Source organism: Frateuria sp. GZRR35, from assembly GCF_051900415.1.
GTDB lineage: Bacteria > Pseudomonadota > Gammaproteobacteria > Xanthomonadales > Rhodanobacteraceae > Frateuria_A.
Window position 1 is genome coordinate 388,569 of the sequence record NZ_JBHZGL010000002.1, and the last position, 14,679, is coordinate 403,247.

At 68.0% G+C, this 14,679-nt stretch carries 12 protein-coding genes; 5 read left to right on the forward strand and 7 right to left on the reverse strand.

The genetic code is table 11. From position 1 onward, the window contains the following. Positions 1-431 precede the first annotated feature (431 nt). Together ACFWZ3_RS04350 and ACFWZ3_RS04355 are read right to left on the reverse strand one after the other, a co-directional pair. Positions 432-980 (reverse strand): type 1 glutamine amidotransferase domain-containing protein, encoded by a 549-nt coding sequence (locus tag ACFWZ3_RS04350; RefSeq protein ID WP_439699570.1) that lies wholly within the window; start codon positions 978-980, stop codon positions 432-434. Positions 981-1,071: 91 nt separating this feature from the next. Continuing rightward, a complete protein-coding gene (locus ACFWZ3_RS04355) occupies positions 1,072-1,539 on the reverse strand; it encodes an SET domain-containing protein (protein WP_439706556.1) in 468 nt (155 codons plus the stop codon). A gap of 153 nt (positions 1,540-1,692) precedes the next feature. Between ACFWZ3_RS04355 and ACFWZ3_RS04360 the strand changes: the two genes are divergently transcribed. Next, entirely contained in the window at positions 1,693-2,172 is a 480-nt protein-coding gene (locus ACFWZ3_RS04360; protein WP_439706557.1) for a hypothetical protein, read from the forward strand. 67 nt (positions 2,173-2,239) lie between these two features. Beyond that, positions 2,240-4,015 (forward strand): acyl-CoA dehydrogenase C-terminal domain-containing protein, encoded by a 1,776-nt coding sequence (locus ACFWZ3_RS04365; protein WP_439706558.1) that lies wholly within the window; start codon positions 2,240-2,242, stop codon positions 4,013-4,015. A 72-nt stretch (positions 4,016-4,087) separates the two neighbouring features. Here the strand turns inward: ACFWZ3_RS04365 and pgeF are convergent, their stop codons facing one another. Both pgeF and rluD read right to left on the reverse strand, forming a co-directional pair. After that, positions 4,088-4,831, reverse strand: coding sequence for a peptidoglycan editing factor PgeF (gene pgeF, locus ACFWZ3_RS04370; RefSeq protein ID WP_439706559.1), 744 nt, complete (start codon positions 4,829-4,831; stop codon positions 4,088-4,090). Positions 4,832-4,910: 79 nt separating this feature from the next. Continuing rightward, positions 4,911-5,879 (reverse strand): 23S rRNA pseudouridine(1911/1915/1917) synthase RluD, encoded by a 969-nt coding sequence (gene rluD / locus ACFWZ3_RS04375; protein WP_439706560.1) that lies wholly within the window; start codon positions 5,877-5,879, stop codon positions 4,911-4,913. 68 nt (positions 5,880-5,947) lie between these two features. Between rluD and ACFWZ3_RS04380 the strand changes: the two genes are divergently transcribed. Beyond that, the gene (locus ACFWZ3_RS04380) at positions 5,948-6,775 is read left to right on the forward strand and encodes an outer membrane protein assembly factor BamD (RefSeq protein ID WP_439706561.1); all 828 of its coding nucleotides are present in this window, start codon (positions 5,948-5,950) and stop codon (positions 6,773-6,775) included. Positions 6,776-6,873: 98 nt separating this feature from the next. Here the strand turns inward: ACFWZ3_RS04380 and ACFWZ3_RS04385 are convergent, their stop codons facing one another. The 3 genes from ACFWZ3_RS04385 to sucC all read right to left on the reverse strand — a co-directional run bounded on the left by ACFWZ3_RS04385 (position 6,874) and on the right by sucC (position 10,990). Next, positions 6,874-8,490, reverse strand: coding sequence for an NAD+ synthase (locus ACFWZ3_RS04385; RefSeq protein ID WP_439706562.1), 1,617 nt, complete (start codon positions 8,488-8,490; stop codon positions 6,874-6,876). Positions 8,491-8,943: 453 nt separating this feature from the next. After that, entirely contained in the window at positions 8,944-9,816 is an 873-nt protein-coding gene (sucD, locus tag ACFWZ3_RS04390; RefSeq protein ID WP_439706563.1) for a succinate--CoA ligase subunit alpha, read from the reverse strand. Positions 9,817-9,829: 13 nt separating this feature from the next. After that, entirely contained in the window at positions 9,830-10,990 is a 1,161-nt protein-coding gene (gene sucC / locus ACFWZ3_RS04395) for an ADP-forming succinate--CoA ligase subunit beta (protein WP_439706564.1), read from the reverse strand. A gap of 343 nt (positions 10,991-11,333) precedes the next feature. Between sucC and ACFWZ3_RS04400 the strand changes: the two genes are divergently transcribed. Together ACFWZ3_RS04400 and ACFWZ3_RS04405 are read left to right on the forward strand one after the other, a co-directional pair. After that, a complete protein-coding gene (locus ACFWZ3_RS04400; RefSeq protein ID WP_439706565.1) occupies positions 11,334-12,914 on the forward strand; it encodes a sensor histidine kinase in 1,581 nt (526 codons plus the stop codon). A 296-nt stretch (positions 12,915-13,210) separates the two neighbouring features. Beyond that, positions 13,211-14,638, forward strand: coding sequence for a sigma-54-dependent transcriptional regulator (locus ACFWZ3_RS04405; protein ID WP_439706566.1), 1,428 nt, complete (start codon positions 13,211-13,213; stop codon positions 14,636-14,638). The last annotated feature ends 41 nt before the right edge of the window (positions 14,639-14,679 follow it).

Genomic DNA, 14,679 nt, shown 5'->3' on the forward strand with positions numbered 1-14,679 from the left:
GATCCTTCCCCCGTGGAACGGGGGGAGGCTCACGCTGGAGGCCGCGCCAGCTGCTTCTCCTCCGCACGCGGTGGAAAGACCTGGCCGGAAAGCACGCTACTGATCCTTCCCCCGCGCGCGGGGGAAGGTGCCCGAAGGGCGGATGGGGGAAGTCTTGCGGGAATCCCCCGGACTCAGGCCGCCAGCGCCTCGATCACCGCGTTGGCAAATGCCGGGATGTCATCCGGTTTGTGGCAAGACCTCCCCCATCCGCCTGTCGGCACCTTCCCCCGTGGAACGGGGGAAGGCTCACGCTGGAGGCCGCGCCAGCTGCTTCTCCTCCGCGCGCGGGGAAGGACCTGGCTGGAAGGCACGCTACCGATCCTTCCCCCGCGCGCGGGGGAAGGTGCCCGAAGGGCGGATGGGGGAAGTCTTGCGGGCAGCCCCCGGACTCAGGCCGCCAGCGCCTCGATCACCGCGTTGGCAAACGCCGGGATGTCATCGGGCTTGCGGCTGGTGATCAGGTTGCCGTCGCGCACCACCTCGCGGTCCTCCCACTTCGCGCCGGCATTTTCCAGATCCTGCCTCAGCGACGGCCACGAGGTCACCTTGCGGCCGTCGACCTGCCCCGCGTTGATCAGCGTCCACGGCCCATGGCAGATCGCTGCCACCGTCTTTCCCGCCTTGGCGAACGCCTGCACCAGCTCGACCGCGGCCGGCTGCGTACGCAACTTGTCGGGATTGATCACGCCGCCGGGCAGCACCAGTGCGTCGAAATCGGAGGCATCGACCTCCTCCAGCTTCATGTCCACCGGCACGCTGCCGGCCCAGTCGCCGCCCTTCCAGCCCTTGATCTCCTTGGCATCACCAGGCGCGACCACCTGGACGTCCGCGCCGGCCTCCTCCAGCAGGCGCTTGGGCTCGGTCAGTTCGGAATACTCGAACCCGTCGGTGGCGAGCACGGCGATGGCGCGGCCGCTGAGCTTCTTCGATGGCGTCATGGTGATCCTCCTGCGAACGAAGCGGGGAGGATGGCGCGTGGTGCATGCGCAAGGCGTCTTGCGCATGTCATCCGGGCGTTAGCGCCCGCGATCAGCGCTTGGGCTTGAGCAGCGTCCCGGTGCAGTTGGGCGAGCCGCACAGGCACTGCCACAGCTTCTTCAGCCGCGCGGTGTAGGGCACGTCCAGCACGATGCCGTAGTCGTACGTCAGTTCCTCGCCCGGCTTGATGTCGCGAATGGCCTCGATCAGCACGCGGTCCTTGCGCGGGTTGCCGCTCTCGCTTTCCTCCACCACGGCGCGGCAGTTCGGCGCGCAGCTGTGGTTGATCCAGCGCGCGGTATTGCCCTTGCGGTTGGCGTCGATGATGTAGTCGTCGTTGAGCGTGAACAGGAACGTGTGCCCGGTCTCGCCACCGTCCCCGTACATGTCGTCGGCTTCGGCGTGGGTCATCAGCGTGCCCTTGTACTCGACGATCTCCTCGCCCTTCTTGATCGGCGCGGTGGCGAACACGCCATTGCCGTGGATGGGGGAGCGGCGGGCGACGTAGCGGCGTGACATGCGTGGGGAACCCTGGGGCGAAAGACGCTGATGATGCCCGTTCGCCGCGCACCGCGAAACCACGCCAACCGTCGCGTCCGCCGGTCGGCTGACGCGAACCGGGCGGCTGTGGTTAGAATCGGGAATTCGAACGATCGTTTGGAGAATCCCACGATGCGTTTCCTGCGCTGGATCGTCCCGCTGTCGCTGGCCCTCGCCCTGATCGCCTGCGGCCCGCCCCGCAAGAGCGTGTTCCCGCCCACCGTGAGCATCCAGCAGTTGGAGCTTGCGCCCGGCGGCGCCTGGCGGCTGACCGTGCGCATCCAGAACAACAGCTACGCCGGCATGGATTTCAGCGCGCTCGACGCGCAACTGGCGATGGCCGACAGCGTGCCGGTGCGCGTGCACGGCAACTTCGAGCGCGACATCCCCGCCTTCGCTGGCGACTCGGTGCAGATCGACGTGTTGCCGACACCGGCGATGGGCAAGGCCTTGGCGGCCAGCGCCGCGAAGGGCAGTGCCGGCGCCCTGCCCTACACGCTCTCCGGCAGCGTTCGAGCCAAACCGGAGCAGGAGAAGGCGCCGCGCGATTTCGACTTCTCCGGCAAGGACTGGCTTTCGCCGGTACCGGGCATCGCCAACACCTGGCGCTGACCGCCCCCCGCACACACCGCAATGGCGGGCTGAAACCCCGCCCTACGCTTGATCCGAGGAACTTCCGATGACGATGTACAAGGCCCCGCTCGACGACATGCGCTTCGTGCTGCACGACCTGTTCCGCGCGGAGGCCACGCTGACGCCGCTGGCCGGCGGCGAGGGCCACACCCGCGATCTGCTCGATGCGGTGCTGGAGGAAGCGGCGCGCTTCAACGAGCAGGTGCTCGCCCCGCTCAACGCCTCCGGGGACGCCGAGGGTTGCCACTTCGACAAGGCCACCGCCACGGTCACTACCCCGAAGGGCTTCAAGGAGGCCTACCGCACCTACGTCGAAGGCGGCTGGGCCGGCCTGACCATGCCCGAGACGATAGGCGGCCAGGCACTGCCGGAAGTCATCGGCGTGGCAATGAAGGAAATGCTCGACTCGGCCAACCTTGCCTGGGGCAACTACCCGCTGCTCAGCCAGGGCGCGGCGCACGCGCTGCAGCTGCACGGCGACGACTGGCAGAAGGAAGTCTTCCTCAAGCCGATGGTCGAGGGCCGCTGGTGCGGCAGCATGTGCCTGACCGAGCCGCAGGCCGGCTCCGATCTGGGGCTGCTCAAGACCCGCGCCGAACCCGCCGCGGACGGCAGCTACCGCGTCACCGGGACCAAGATCTTCATCACCGCCGGCGAGCACGACCTCACCGAGAACATCGTGCACCTGGTCCTGGCCCGCCTGCCCGACGCGCCGGCCGGCAGCCGTGGCATCTCGCTGTTCGTGGTGCCGAAGTTCAAGGTCGCGCGCGACGGTTCCATGGGCGAGCGCAACGCGGTCGCCGCCGGTGCGATCGAGCACAAGATGGGCATCCACGGCTCGCCCACCTGCGTGATGAACTTCGATGGCGCCGAAGGCTGGCTGATCGGCCAGCCGCACAAGGGGCTGTTCGGCATGTTCACGATGATGAACGCGGCTCGCCTGGCGGTCGGCGTGCAGGGCATCGGCCTGGCCGAGCGCGGATGGCAGAACAGCCTCAACTATGCGCGCGAGCGCCTGCAGGGCCGTGCGCTGAGCGGCGCGGCCTACCCCGACAAGCCGGCCGACCCGCTGGTGGTGCATCCGGACGTGCGCCGCATGCTGCTGACCCAGCGCGCCATCGTCGAGGGCGGCCGTGCGCTGATGCTGTACGCCGCGCTGCAGCTGGACGTCGAGGAGCGCGCCGCCGACGAGGCCGCGCGGGCGAAGGCCGGCGAGCTGGTGGCGTTCCTGATTCCCATCGTCAAGGGCGTGCTCACCGAGCTGGCGCAGGAGAGCGTCAAGGAGGCCGTGCAAGTCTACGGCGGGCACGGCTATATCGCCGAGAACGGGGTGGAGCAATTCGTGCGCGACGCCCGCATCATCACGCTCTACGAGGGCACCACCGGCATCCAGGCGATGGACCTGCTGGGCCGCAAGATCATGCAGCTCAAGGGCGCGGGCTTCCGCCACTTCCTGGAGGAGATCGCCGGCTTCTGCCAGCAGCACGCGGGCGACGCGGCGCTGGGCGAATTCATCGGACCGCTGTCGAAGGCGGCCAAGGAGTGGCAGGCGCTCACGATGGCGCTGGCCGAGCGCGCGCAGGCCAACCCGGAAGAACTGGGCGCGGCGGCGGTGGACTACCTCTACTACTCCGGTTACGTGGCGCTGGCCTACATGTGGGCGCGCGGCGTGGCAGCCGCTGAGGGTAGCGCGCAGTCCGCGGCGTTCAAGCAGGCCAAGCGGGATACCGCTCGGTTCTACTTTGCCCGGATGCTGCCGCGCTGCGCGATGCACCGCGCGGCAATCGAGGCAGGCGTGGCGAGCATTCCTTCCGTGGGTTGAGGCGGGCGATGGGTGGGCTGAGGCCCACCCTCCCTCGTCGCGAGGTGGCGGTGGGATGAAGCCCACCCTACTTCAATCGCGCCAGATCAGGCTCGCGAAACGACCGCTGTTGGCTCCGTCCCGGCGGTAGGAATAGAAGCGCTCGTCGACCCGCGTGTCGAAGCCGCCGCCGTGGACACGTGTCACGCCAGCGGCGGCCAGTTTCTGCCGCGCCAGGCCGGCCAGGTCGCAGCGCCAGTGGCCGGGCCGCGTCGCGGTGAAGCAGGTGGACGCTTGCGCGTTCCGCTCCACGAAGGCCGCGCGCACTTCCTCACCTACCTCATAGGAAGGTGCGCCGATGCAAGGCCCCAGCCACGCCATCAGCCGCGCTGGCGCCATTCCCATCGCGTCGACCGTCGCCTCCAGCACGCCCGCGGCCAGGCCGCGCCAGCCCGCATGGGCGGCGCCGATGCGGGCGCCGTCCTCGCTGCAGAACAATACCGGCAGGCAGTCGGCGGTGAGGATCGCCAGCACGGTGCCGGACAGATGCGCCACGGCCGCATCCGCCTGGGGTTCTTCATCGCTGGCGAGCGGTCCCAGTTGCGCGACGGTGGTGCCGTGCACCTGGCGCAGCCAGCGCGGTTCGGACGGCAGATCGAGTGCGTGGGCCAGCGCGTCGCGGTTGCTCGCCACCGCCTCGGGACTGTCGCCACTGCGCAGGCCCAGGTTGAAGCGCGCATAGGCGCCCGTGGAAATACCGGGGCCATGACGCGTGGTCACGGCCGCATGCACGCCACGCGGCGTGGGCCAGTCGGGGAGGATCCAGGGTTCGGTCATGGGGATGGCCGTCTCGGGGGAGCGGCAAGCATAGCGCGCCCGTGCATGCCTCCCGGCGGTGGAAGGCCCGCGTTGCGGGCTACGGCTCGCGCGGCTCCAGCGCGTCGGCATGCAGCGTTGCGATCAGTGCGTCCAAGTCCGCCGGGCGCTTCGCCTCGAAAGCCATTGCTTCGCCCGTCGCCGGATGCTCGAAGGCCAGCCGCTCGGCATGCAGCGCCTGCCGACGGAAGCCGCGCAACGCCGCCACCAGTTCCGGCGTCGCCCCCTTGGGCAGGCGCAGGCTGCCGCCGTACAGCGGATCGCCGACCAGTGGATGGTGGATGTGCGCCATGTGCACGCGGATCTGGTGGGTGCGGCCGGTTTCCAGGTTGCACTGGATCAGGCTGTGCGCGCGAAAGCGTTCGCGCAGGCGGTAATGGGTGACGGCGTGCTTGCCGTCCTCCTCGTCGCGCACGGCCTGGCGCAGGCGGTCGCCCATGTGCCGGCCGATCGGCGCGTCGACGGTGCCGCCGGCCACCAGCGTGCCGAGCACCACTGCTTCGTACTGCCGCTCCACCTCGTGGCGCGACAGCATGTCCACTAGCGCGGTATGCGCGGCCAGCGACCGGGCCACCACCATCAGCCCGGAGGTGTCCTTGTCCAGCCGGTGCACAATGCCCGCGCGCGGCAGTTCGGCCAGCGTGGCGTCGTGGTGCAGCAGCGCGTTCAGCAGCGTCCCGGCCGGGTTGCCGGCGCCCGGATGCACCACCAGGCCGGCCGGCTTGTCCAGCACCAGCAGGTGCTCGTCCTCGTGTACGACGACCAGGTCGATGGCCTCGGGCGCGTTTTCCACCTCGTTGACCAGCTCGGCCTCCAGCCGCACCTGCTCGCCACCGCGCAACAGCTGGCGCGGCGGCGCCTTGACGCCATCGAGCGTCACCGACCCGGCCTTGATCCACGCAGCCAGACGCGAGCGCGAATAGTCGGGGAACATCTCGGCCAACGCCTGGTCGAAGCGCCTGCCTGCCGCCGACAGGGGGACCTGACCCTCGTGCCGGATGACGGTCATGCCGCCCTCCGCGGGTGGCTGGCGGTTTGGGCTATCATCCCCACGATCACATCCATACAAAATTCCCAATGCGCTTATTCTGCAAACTGCTCGCCGTGCTGGTCCTGGGCCTGTCCCTGGGCGCCTGCTCGATGTTCGGCCACAAGCGCGAGACCATCGACACGATGTCGGTGGAGAAGCTCTACGCCACCGCCCACGACGATGTGATGAACGGCGACTATGCCGCAGCGACCAAGGCTTACCAGCGCCTGATCGCTCGTTTTCCGTCCGGCGACTACAACGAGCAGGCGCAGCTGGAGCTGGCCTACTCGCAGTACAAGGACAACCAGCCGGACGACGCGTACTCGACGATCAACCGCTTCATCAAGACCTATCCGACCCAGAAGCATGTCGATTATGCCTATTACCTGCGCGGCCTGATCAATTTTGGCCGCACCAGCGGCGTGATCGAGCGCTTCGTCTCGCGCGAGGGCTCGCAGGCACGTCGCGACCAGGCGTACAACCTGCAGGCGTTCGACGACTTTGCCGAACTGGCGCGCCGCTTCCCCGACAGCGCCTACACCGCCGACGCGCGCCAGCGCATGATCTACCTGCGCAACATCCTGGCGCAGTACGAGATCAACGTGGCCGAGTTCTACTTGCGCAACAAGGCGTTCGTGGCAGCAGCCGACCGCGCGCAGTACGTGGTCGAGCACTACCAGCAGGCACCGCAGACCGGCGACGCGCTGGCCATCCTGTCGCGCAGCTATCTGGCACTGGGCCAGAACGAGCAGGCCGAGAACGTGCGCAAGGTGCTGGCGCTCAACTATCCCGATCACCCGTACCTGACCGATCCCAAGTGGCCGCATGCGCCTTCGACGCTGCGCAAGCTGATTCCCTTCTCGGGACATCATTGAGGAAAAAGGCCGGCGCATCGCCGGCCTTTTTTTCAGTAACGCGGCCTGTGCGTGGCCCATGCTGGATGGGGGTCGCGCACAGGTGCGCTCCTAGAGGGCTATTTCCAGCCGGAGGTGATGGGGTAGCGGCGTTCGCGGCCAAAGGCGCGGGTCGTGACGCGCGGGCCGGGGGCCGCCTGGCGGCGTTTGAATTCGTTGCGCAGCACCAGGCTGGCGACGCGCCGCACCGTATCGGGGTCGAAGCCGGCGGCGGCGATCTCGGCCTGCGATTGCTCGTCCTCGATGAAGCGCTGCAGGATGGCGTCGAGCACGTCGTAGGGCGGCAGCGAATCCTGGTCGGTCTGGTCCTCGCGCAGCTCGGCCGAGGGCGGGCGGTCGATCACTGCCGGCGGGATCACGCAGCCGGCCTCGTTGCGCCAGCGCGAGAGCCGGTACACCACGGTTTTGTAAACGTCCTTGAGCGGAGCATAGGCGCCGCACATGTCGCCATAGAGGGTGGCGTAACCGACCGCCATTTCGCTCTTGTTGCCGGTGGCAAGCAGCAGGTGGTGGTGCTTGTTGGACAGGGCCATGAGCATCACGCCGCGGGTGCGCGACTGCAGGTTTTCCTCGGTGGTGTCGGCGGCCTTGCCGGCGAAGGCGGGCGCCAGCGCGGCGACGAAACTCCGGTAGGTCGGCTCGATGTCGATCACGTGGTAGGCCACACCCAGGCGCTCGGCCTGGTCGCGCGCGCCATCCAGCGACAGTTTCGAGGTGTAGCGGGTGGGTAGCATCACCGCGGTGACGCGTTCGGCGCCCAACGCGTCGACCGCGAGCGCCAGGGTCAGCGCCGAGTCGATGCCGCCGGAAAGGCCCAGCAACACGCCGGGGAAGCCGTTCTTGTCGATGTAGTCGCGGATGCCGCGAACGAGCGCGGCGTACAGGGTCGCCTCCGGGCGGGTGTCGGCGGCGACCGGCCAGCCCTCGGCGCTCAGCGTGCGTGTGGACGGCTCGAAGGTGGCCCACAGCAACGCGTCGACGAAGGCAGGCGCGCGCGCGGCGATCGTGCCGTCACCGTTGACCAGCATGGATGCGCCGTCGTACACCACTTCGTCCTGGCCGCCGACCAGGTTCAGATAGACGATGGCGCAGCCGGTCTCCTTCGCACGCGCGGTGAGCAATGCCTCGCGCGTGGCCTGCTTGGCGTCGTCCCACGGCGAGGCGTTGATTACCACGATCAGCTCGGCACCGGAGCGCGCGGCCTGCGCGGCCGGCTCAGGCTCCCAGATGTCCTCGCAGACGAGGAAGCCCACGCGCACGCCGTTGACCATGCCGGTGGCGCTGGCGTGGCCCGGGCGGAAGTAGCGCTTGTCGTCGAACACGCCGTAATTGGGCAGCGCCTGCTTGTGCGCGACGCATTCGATGCGGCCTTCGCGCAGCAATGCGGCGGCGTTGTAGACCTCGCCCTCGCTGTGCGGGAAGCCGACCAGCGCAGCGAGGCCGTTGGTGCCGTGCGCCAGCGTGACGATCGCCTCGTTGCAGGCCTGCAGGAAGCTCGGGCGGATCAGCAGGTCCTCGGGCGGGTAGCCGCTGATTGCCAACTCCGGGAACACCACCAGGTCCGCACCGCCGGCGTGCGCCTGGGTCATCAGTTCGCGGATCTTCGTGGTGTTGGCAGCGACGGCGCCGACGGGGAAGTCGAACTGGGCCAGGGCGAGGCGGAGTTGGGTGGTCATCTGGGGGCGCGGTGGTGGGAGGCGCACATGATAAGCGAGGGGTGTGAGAGGCTCGAAAAGCCGGGGCTGAGGCAGGCTTCCCCCATCCGCCCTTCGGGCACCTTCCCCCGTGAAGCGGGGGAAGGATCACAACCATGCCATGCCGGCTTCTCCGCATGCTCGCGCCAGAGGCGCCATCCGATCCTTCCCCGCCCGCGGGGGAAGGATCACAACCATGCCGTGCCGGCTTCTCCGCATGCTCGTGCCAGACGCGCCGTCCCGATCCTTCCCCCGCCTGCGGGGGAAGGTGCCCGAAGGGCGGATGGGGAAGCCTTGCGGGGAGGCATCAAGGACGCCTCGCTGCCATGGTGCCCTCCAGCGAGCCCCGGCTCTTCGCCCCTCTCTCCGGAACGGAGAGAGACAAAAAAAGGCCACGCTCTCGCGTGGCCTTTTGTCGTGCGCAGAATCGCGCGCTTACTTCATCAACTTCGCCAGCGTCTTGCCCAGGTCGGCCGGCGACTTCACGGTCGTCACGCCCGCCTTCTCCAGCGCCGCGAACTTCGCCGCCGCGGTGCCCTTGCCGCCGGAGATGATCGCGCCGGCGTGACCCATGCGCTTGCCGGCCGGGGCCGACGCGCCGGCGATGAACGACACCACCGGCTTGGTCACGTACTCGCCGATGAACTCGGCGGCGTCTTCCTCGGCGCTGCCGCCGATCTCGCCGACCATGATGATGCCTTCGGTCTGCGGATCGTCCTGGAACAGCTTCAGGCAGTCGATGAAGTTCAGGCCGTTGATCGGGTCGCCGCCAATGCCGATGCAGGTGGACTGGCCCAGGCCCTCGTTGGTGGTCTGGAACACCGCTTCATAGGTGAGCGTGCCCGAACGCGACACGATGCCGACCTTGCCCGGCTTGTGGATGTGGCCCGGCATGATGCCGATCTTGCACTCGCCCGGGGTGATGACGCCTGGGCAGTTCGGCCCGATCAGCACGGTCTCCGGATGCTGCGCCAGCACGTTCTTCACGCGCAGCATGTCCAGCACCGGGATGCCCTCGGTGATCGCCACGATCACGCGGATGCCCGCATCGATCGCTTCCATGATCGAATCGGCCGCGAACGGCGGCGGCACGAAGATCACCGACGCGTCCGCGCCGGTCTCTGCGACCGCCTCGTCCATCGAATTGAAGACCGGCAGGCCGATGTGCTGGCTGCCGCCCTTGCCTGGGGTCACGCCGCCGACGATCTTGGTGCCGTAGTCGATCGCCTGCTCGGCGTGGAAGGTGCCCTGCTGGCCGGTGAAGCCCTGCACCAGCACCTTGGTGTTCTTGTTGACCAGAACGCTCATGCTTTCTCGCTCCTCACTTCGCGGCGGCCACGGCTTTCTGCGCCGCGTCGTTGAGATCGTCGGCCGGCGTGATCGCCAGGCCGGAGTTGGCCAGCAGTTCGCGGCCCTTCTCCACGTTGGTGCCCTGCAGGCGCACGACCACCGGGATGGTCAGGCCCACTTCCTTCACGGCGGCGATGATGCCCTCGGCGATCAGGTCGCAGCGCACGATGCCGCCGAAGATGTTGACCAGGATGGCCTTCACCTTGTCGGAGGAGAGGATCAGCTTGAACGCCTCGGTCACGCGCTCCTTGGTCGCGCCGCCGCCGACGTCGAGGAAGTTGGCCGGCTCGCCGCCCGCCAGCTTGATCACGTCCATGGTGGCCATCGCCAGGCCCGCGCCGTTGACCATGCAGCCGATCGAGCCGTCCATGGTCACGTAGTTGAGGTTGTGCTGCACGGCAGCCGCTTCGGCCTGGTCTTCCTGGGTCAGGTCGCGCATGGCGACCAGCTCGGGATGGCGGAAGTCGGCGTTGTCGTCGGAGTTGACCTTGCCGTCGAGCGCGGCCAGGTTGCCGTCCTCGAGGATCGCCAGCGGGTTGAGCTCGACCAGCGACAGGTCCTTCTCGTTGAACAGCTTGTACAGGCCCAGCATGATCTTGGTCAGCTGGTTGACCTGCTTGGCGTTGAGATCCATCGCGAAGCCGAGGTTGCGGCACTGGTAGGGCTGCAACCCCTCGACGAAATCAACGACGATCGTGTGGATGTCTTCGGGCGTGTCGCGGGCGACCTGCTCGATGTCCACGCCGCCGTGCTTGGAGGCAATGAAGGAAATCGCCTTCGAGTCGCGGTCCACCAGCACCGAGAGGTAAAGCTCCTTGGCGATGTTGGTGGCATCGGTCACCAGCACCAGGTTGACCGGCAGCGCGCGGCCGGCGGACTGGTAGGTCGCCATGTTCGTGCCCAGCATGCCCTTGGCGGCAGCGCGCACGTCGTCGAGGCTCTTGCAGAACTTGACGCCACCGGCCTTGCCACGGCCGCCTGCGTGGATCTGCGCCTTGACCATCCACTGCGAGCCACCGAGCGCCTTGGCGGCGTCGACGGCAGCGTCGGGGGAGTTGGCAACCTTGCCCGGCGGCACGGTAATTCCGTACTGCGCGAACAGCTCTTTGGCCTGGTACTCGTGGAAATTCATTCCTATACCTCGAGCGAACTTGGAAAACGTATCGGGCCGCACGCGCGCTAAGGCAGCGTGGACGCGGGAGAGGTCGGACGGCGGCTTTCAGCACGCTGCCGGCGTGCAGTGCGCGCTGCCTGGAGTCAACCGGGCACGAATCGCGCAATACGGCCGGGCATTTTCGCGCAAAGGCGGCCTTCATGGAAAGTGCCGCCCGTGCCGGCCCATCCGTGCGCCGCGATGCTGGCGGCGCGCGCCGGCCTGTCTATACTCGGACGAACGCCGCGTCGAAGCCGTCAACGTGCCTTCCACGATACCTACCGCCGAACCGCCCGTTTTCCAGCCCGCCCGCCCGGCGGCGATGGCAATCCGCCACGAACTGTTCTTCCTCAACTACTTCCGGCTGGCCCAGGCGCTGGTCTACACGGGCCTGGCGCTCAGCTCGCCCCGGCTGACCTGGCCGACCGTTGACCAGCCGGTGCTGGCCTACGTGGTGATCGGGGTCTACCTGTTGTTCGCGCTGGGCATGCTGGTGCAGACCCGCAACGCGATGGCCAACGCACGACTGGTGGTCTCCGGCGCGCTAGTGGTGGACATCATGGTGGCGGTGCTGGCGGCCTGGCTGATCCACGAGGCGCGCATCGGCATCGCGATGATGCTGGCGGTGAACCTTTCCACCGGCGCACTGGTGTTGCCGCTGCGGCTTTCGTGTTTCTTCGCCGCGCTGGCCACGCTGGGCATGCTCGGGCACACGCTGATCGTGCAGGCCCCGGGCGACGGCGATCTGCTCGAATCGGGCCTGCTGGGCGTGGCGTACTTCGCCACCACCACGCTCTGCCACGTGCTGGGACGCCAGTTGCGCGCCACCGAGGCACTGGCCGAGCAACGCAGCCTGGACCTGGCCAACCTGTCCCAGGTCAACGAGCTGATCATCCGGCGCATGAAGACCGGCGTGCTGCTGGTGGACGATGCCAACCGCATCCACCAGTTGAACGAGTCGGCCTGGATGCTGCTGGGCAATCCGCCGGCCGACCAGCGCGACCTGGGCAAGCTGGCGCCGGAGCTCTCGCGCCGCCTGTACCACTGGATGACCTCCGGCAAGCTGGACGAGACCGCCACGCAGCTGGCCGACGGTGTGCCGGAAGTGGTGCCGCGCTTTACCCGCCTGGCACCCAACGACGACTCGCACGTACTGATCTTCCTGGACGACACCTCGCTGCTCTCGCGCCGTGCGGAAGAGCTGACCCTGAGCTCGTTGGGGCGGTTGTCCGCCTCGATCGCGCACGAGATCCGCAACCCGCTGGCGGCGATCCGCTACTCGGCGCAGCTGCTGGCCGAATCCAAGGAACTTACCTCCAGCGACGCGCGCATGGTGGAGATCATCAACAACCATTGCGTACGGTTGAACGAGATCATCGAGAACATCCTGCAGCTCTCGCGGCGGGAGCGCTCGCGTCCGGAAACCCTGGACCTGGGTCGCTGGGCCCACGGGTTCGTGGAGGAATACAAGCAGGGCAACGACATTGGCGGCGACTCGCTGCGCGTGATCACCGGGTCCGTGCCGGTGGCCGCGGTGGCCGATCCGCAGCAGTTGCAGCAGGTGATGTGGAACCTGGTGCAGAACGCCCTGCGCTACGGCCGCATGCCCGGTGAACCGGCGCGGGTGATGGTGGTGGTGCGCCAGGGCGAACACAGCGTGCCCATCCTGGAAGTGATCGACCGCGGCCCGGGCATCGCGCCGAAGGTGGCGGCACAGATCTTCGAGCCGTTCTACACCACGCACGAGTACGGCACCGGGCTGGGCCTGTACCTGGCCAGGCAGATGAGCGAAGCCAACCAGGCCTCGCTCGAATACGTGCGCGTGGCCGGCGGCGGCAGTTGCTTCCGGTTGACCCTCACGCCGCCGGCAAGGCACCCGGCCGACGGCGGGGATGCGGCCTAAGCTTGCTCCCTCTCCCCTCCGGGGAGAGGGCTGGGGTGAGGGGCCGGGGCTCGCGGGAAAATTAATCCAGCCCCCCGCCAGAGAAAAGCTGAAGCCGGCTTTCGCGATCTTCTCCCCGGCGTTACCGAGCCAGCCGTAGTTCCAGGCGAGCCCGGCCCCTCACCCCACCCTCTCCTCGAAGGGATGAGGGAGCAAAGGCGTGAAGCGCGTAATCACGCCATTTCCTGCCCCGGAGCAGAGCACAGAACCGCCAAACTGCTATACCCTTTCGTTGTTACCGCCTGACGAAGAGAACCATGTCCGCACAGACCGTCCTGGTCATCGACGACGAACGCGACATCCGCGAGCTGCTCACCATCACGCTCGGTCGCATGGACCTCCAGGTGGAGGCGGTGGGCACCGTGGCCGAGGCCCGCCGGGCGCTGGGCGAACGCAGCTACGATCTGTGCTTCACCGACATGCGCCTGCCCGACGGCACGGGCCACGAGGTGATCGAGCTGATCGCTGCCACCCACCCGGACACGCCGGTGGCGATGATCACCGCCTACGGCAACGTCGACGCGGCGGTGAACGCGCTCAAGGCAGGCGCCTTCGACTTCGTCTCCAAGCCGGTCGACATCCAGATGCTGCGCCGGTTGGTACGCACCGCGCTGCAACTGGCCGAGGAACGCAAGAGCGGTGGCGGCGCCGCCTCCACCGGCGCGGCCGGGCGGCTGGTCGGCGACTCGCCGGCAATGCAGCAGGTGCGCGCCACCATCGCCAAGCTCGCGCGTAACCAGGCGCCGGTCTATATCGCCGGCGAATCGGGTGTGGGCAAGGAGTTGGTCGCGCGGCTGATCCACGAGCAGGGCCCGCGCGCCAACGGGCCGTTCGTGCCGGTCAACTGCGGCGCGATCCCCTCGGAGCTGATGGAAAGCGAGTTCTTCGGCCACAAGAAGGGCAGCTTCACCGGCGCCGGCGCCGACAAGGAAGGCCTGTTCCAGGCCGCCCATGGCGGCACGCTGTTCCTGGACGAGGTGGCCGAACTGCCGCTGCACATGCAGGTCAAGCTGCTGCGCGCGATCCAGGAAAAGGCGGTGCGTCCGATCGGTGCGCGCGAGGAAGTGCCGGTGGACGTGCGCATCCTCTCGGCTACCCACAAGGATCTCGCCCGGCTGGTCGAACAGGGCCAGTTCCGCCAGGACCTGTTCTACCGCATCAACGTGATCGAACTGCGCGTGCCGCCGCTGCGCGAGCGCCGCGGTGACGTGCCGCAGCTGGCCTCCTTCATCCTGCGCTCGCTGGCCGCCAAGAGTGGCGGCACACCCGGCCGGCTGAAGCCGGATGCGCAGCAGGCGCTGGAGGAATACGACTTTCCCGGCAACGTGCGCGAGCTGGAAAACATCCTCGAGCGCGCCATGGCGATGTGCGATGGCGACATCATCGGCGCCGATGACCTCATGCTGCCGCAACGGCCGTTGCGCCAGCCCGAACCGATGAATGCCGCGCATGCCGCCATGCACGCGCCGCAACCGGGCGCCGCGGTCGCCGCGCAACCGGCGGTGCCACATGCGACCGGGCCGGGGAGCGGCGTGCCGCTGGACGACTACATCAGCAATCTCGAACGCACGGCGATCATCAAGGCGCTGGAAGAGTCGCGCTACAACAAGACGGCGGCGGCGAAGAAGCTTGGCATCACCTTCCGCGCGTTGCGTTACAAGCTCAAGAAGCTGGGCATCGACTGACGCTTTTTGCGGCTTTTTCCTCTGGGGAGGACTGGGTGAGG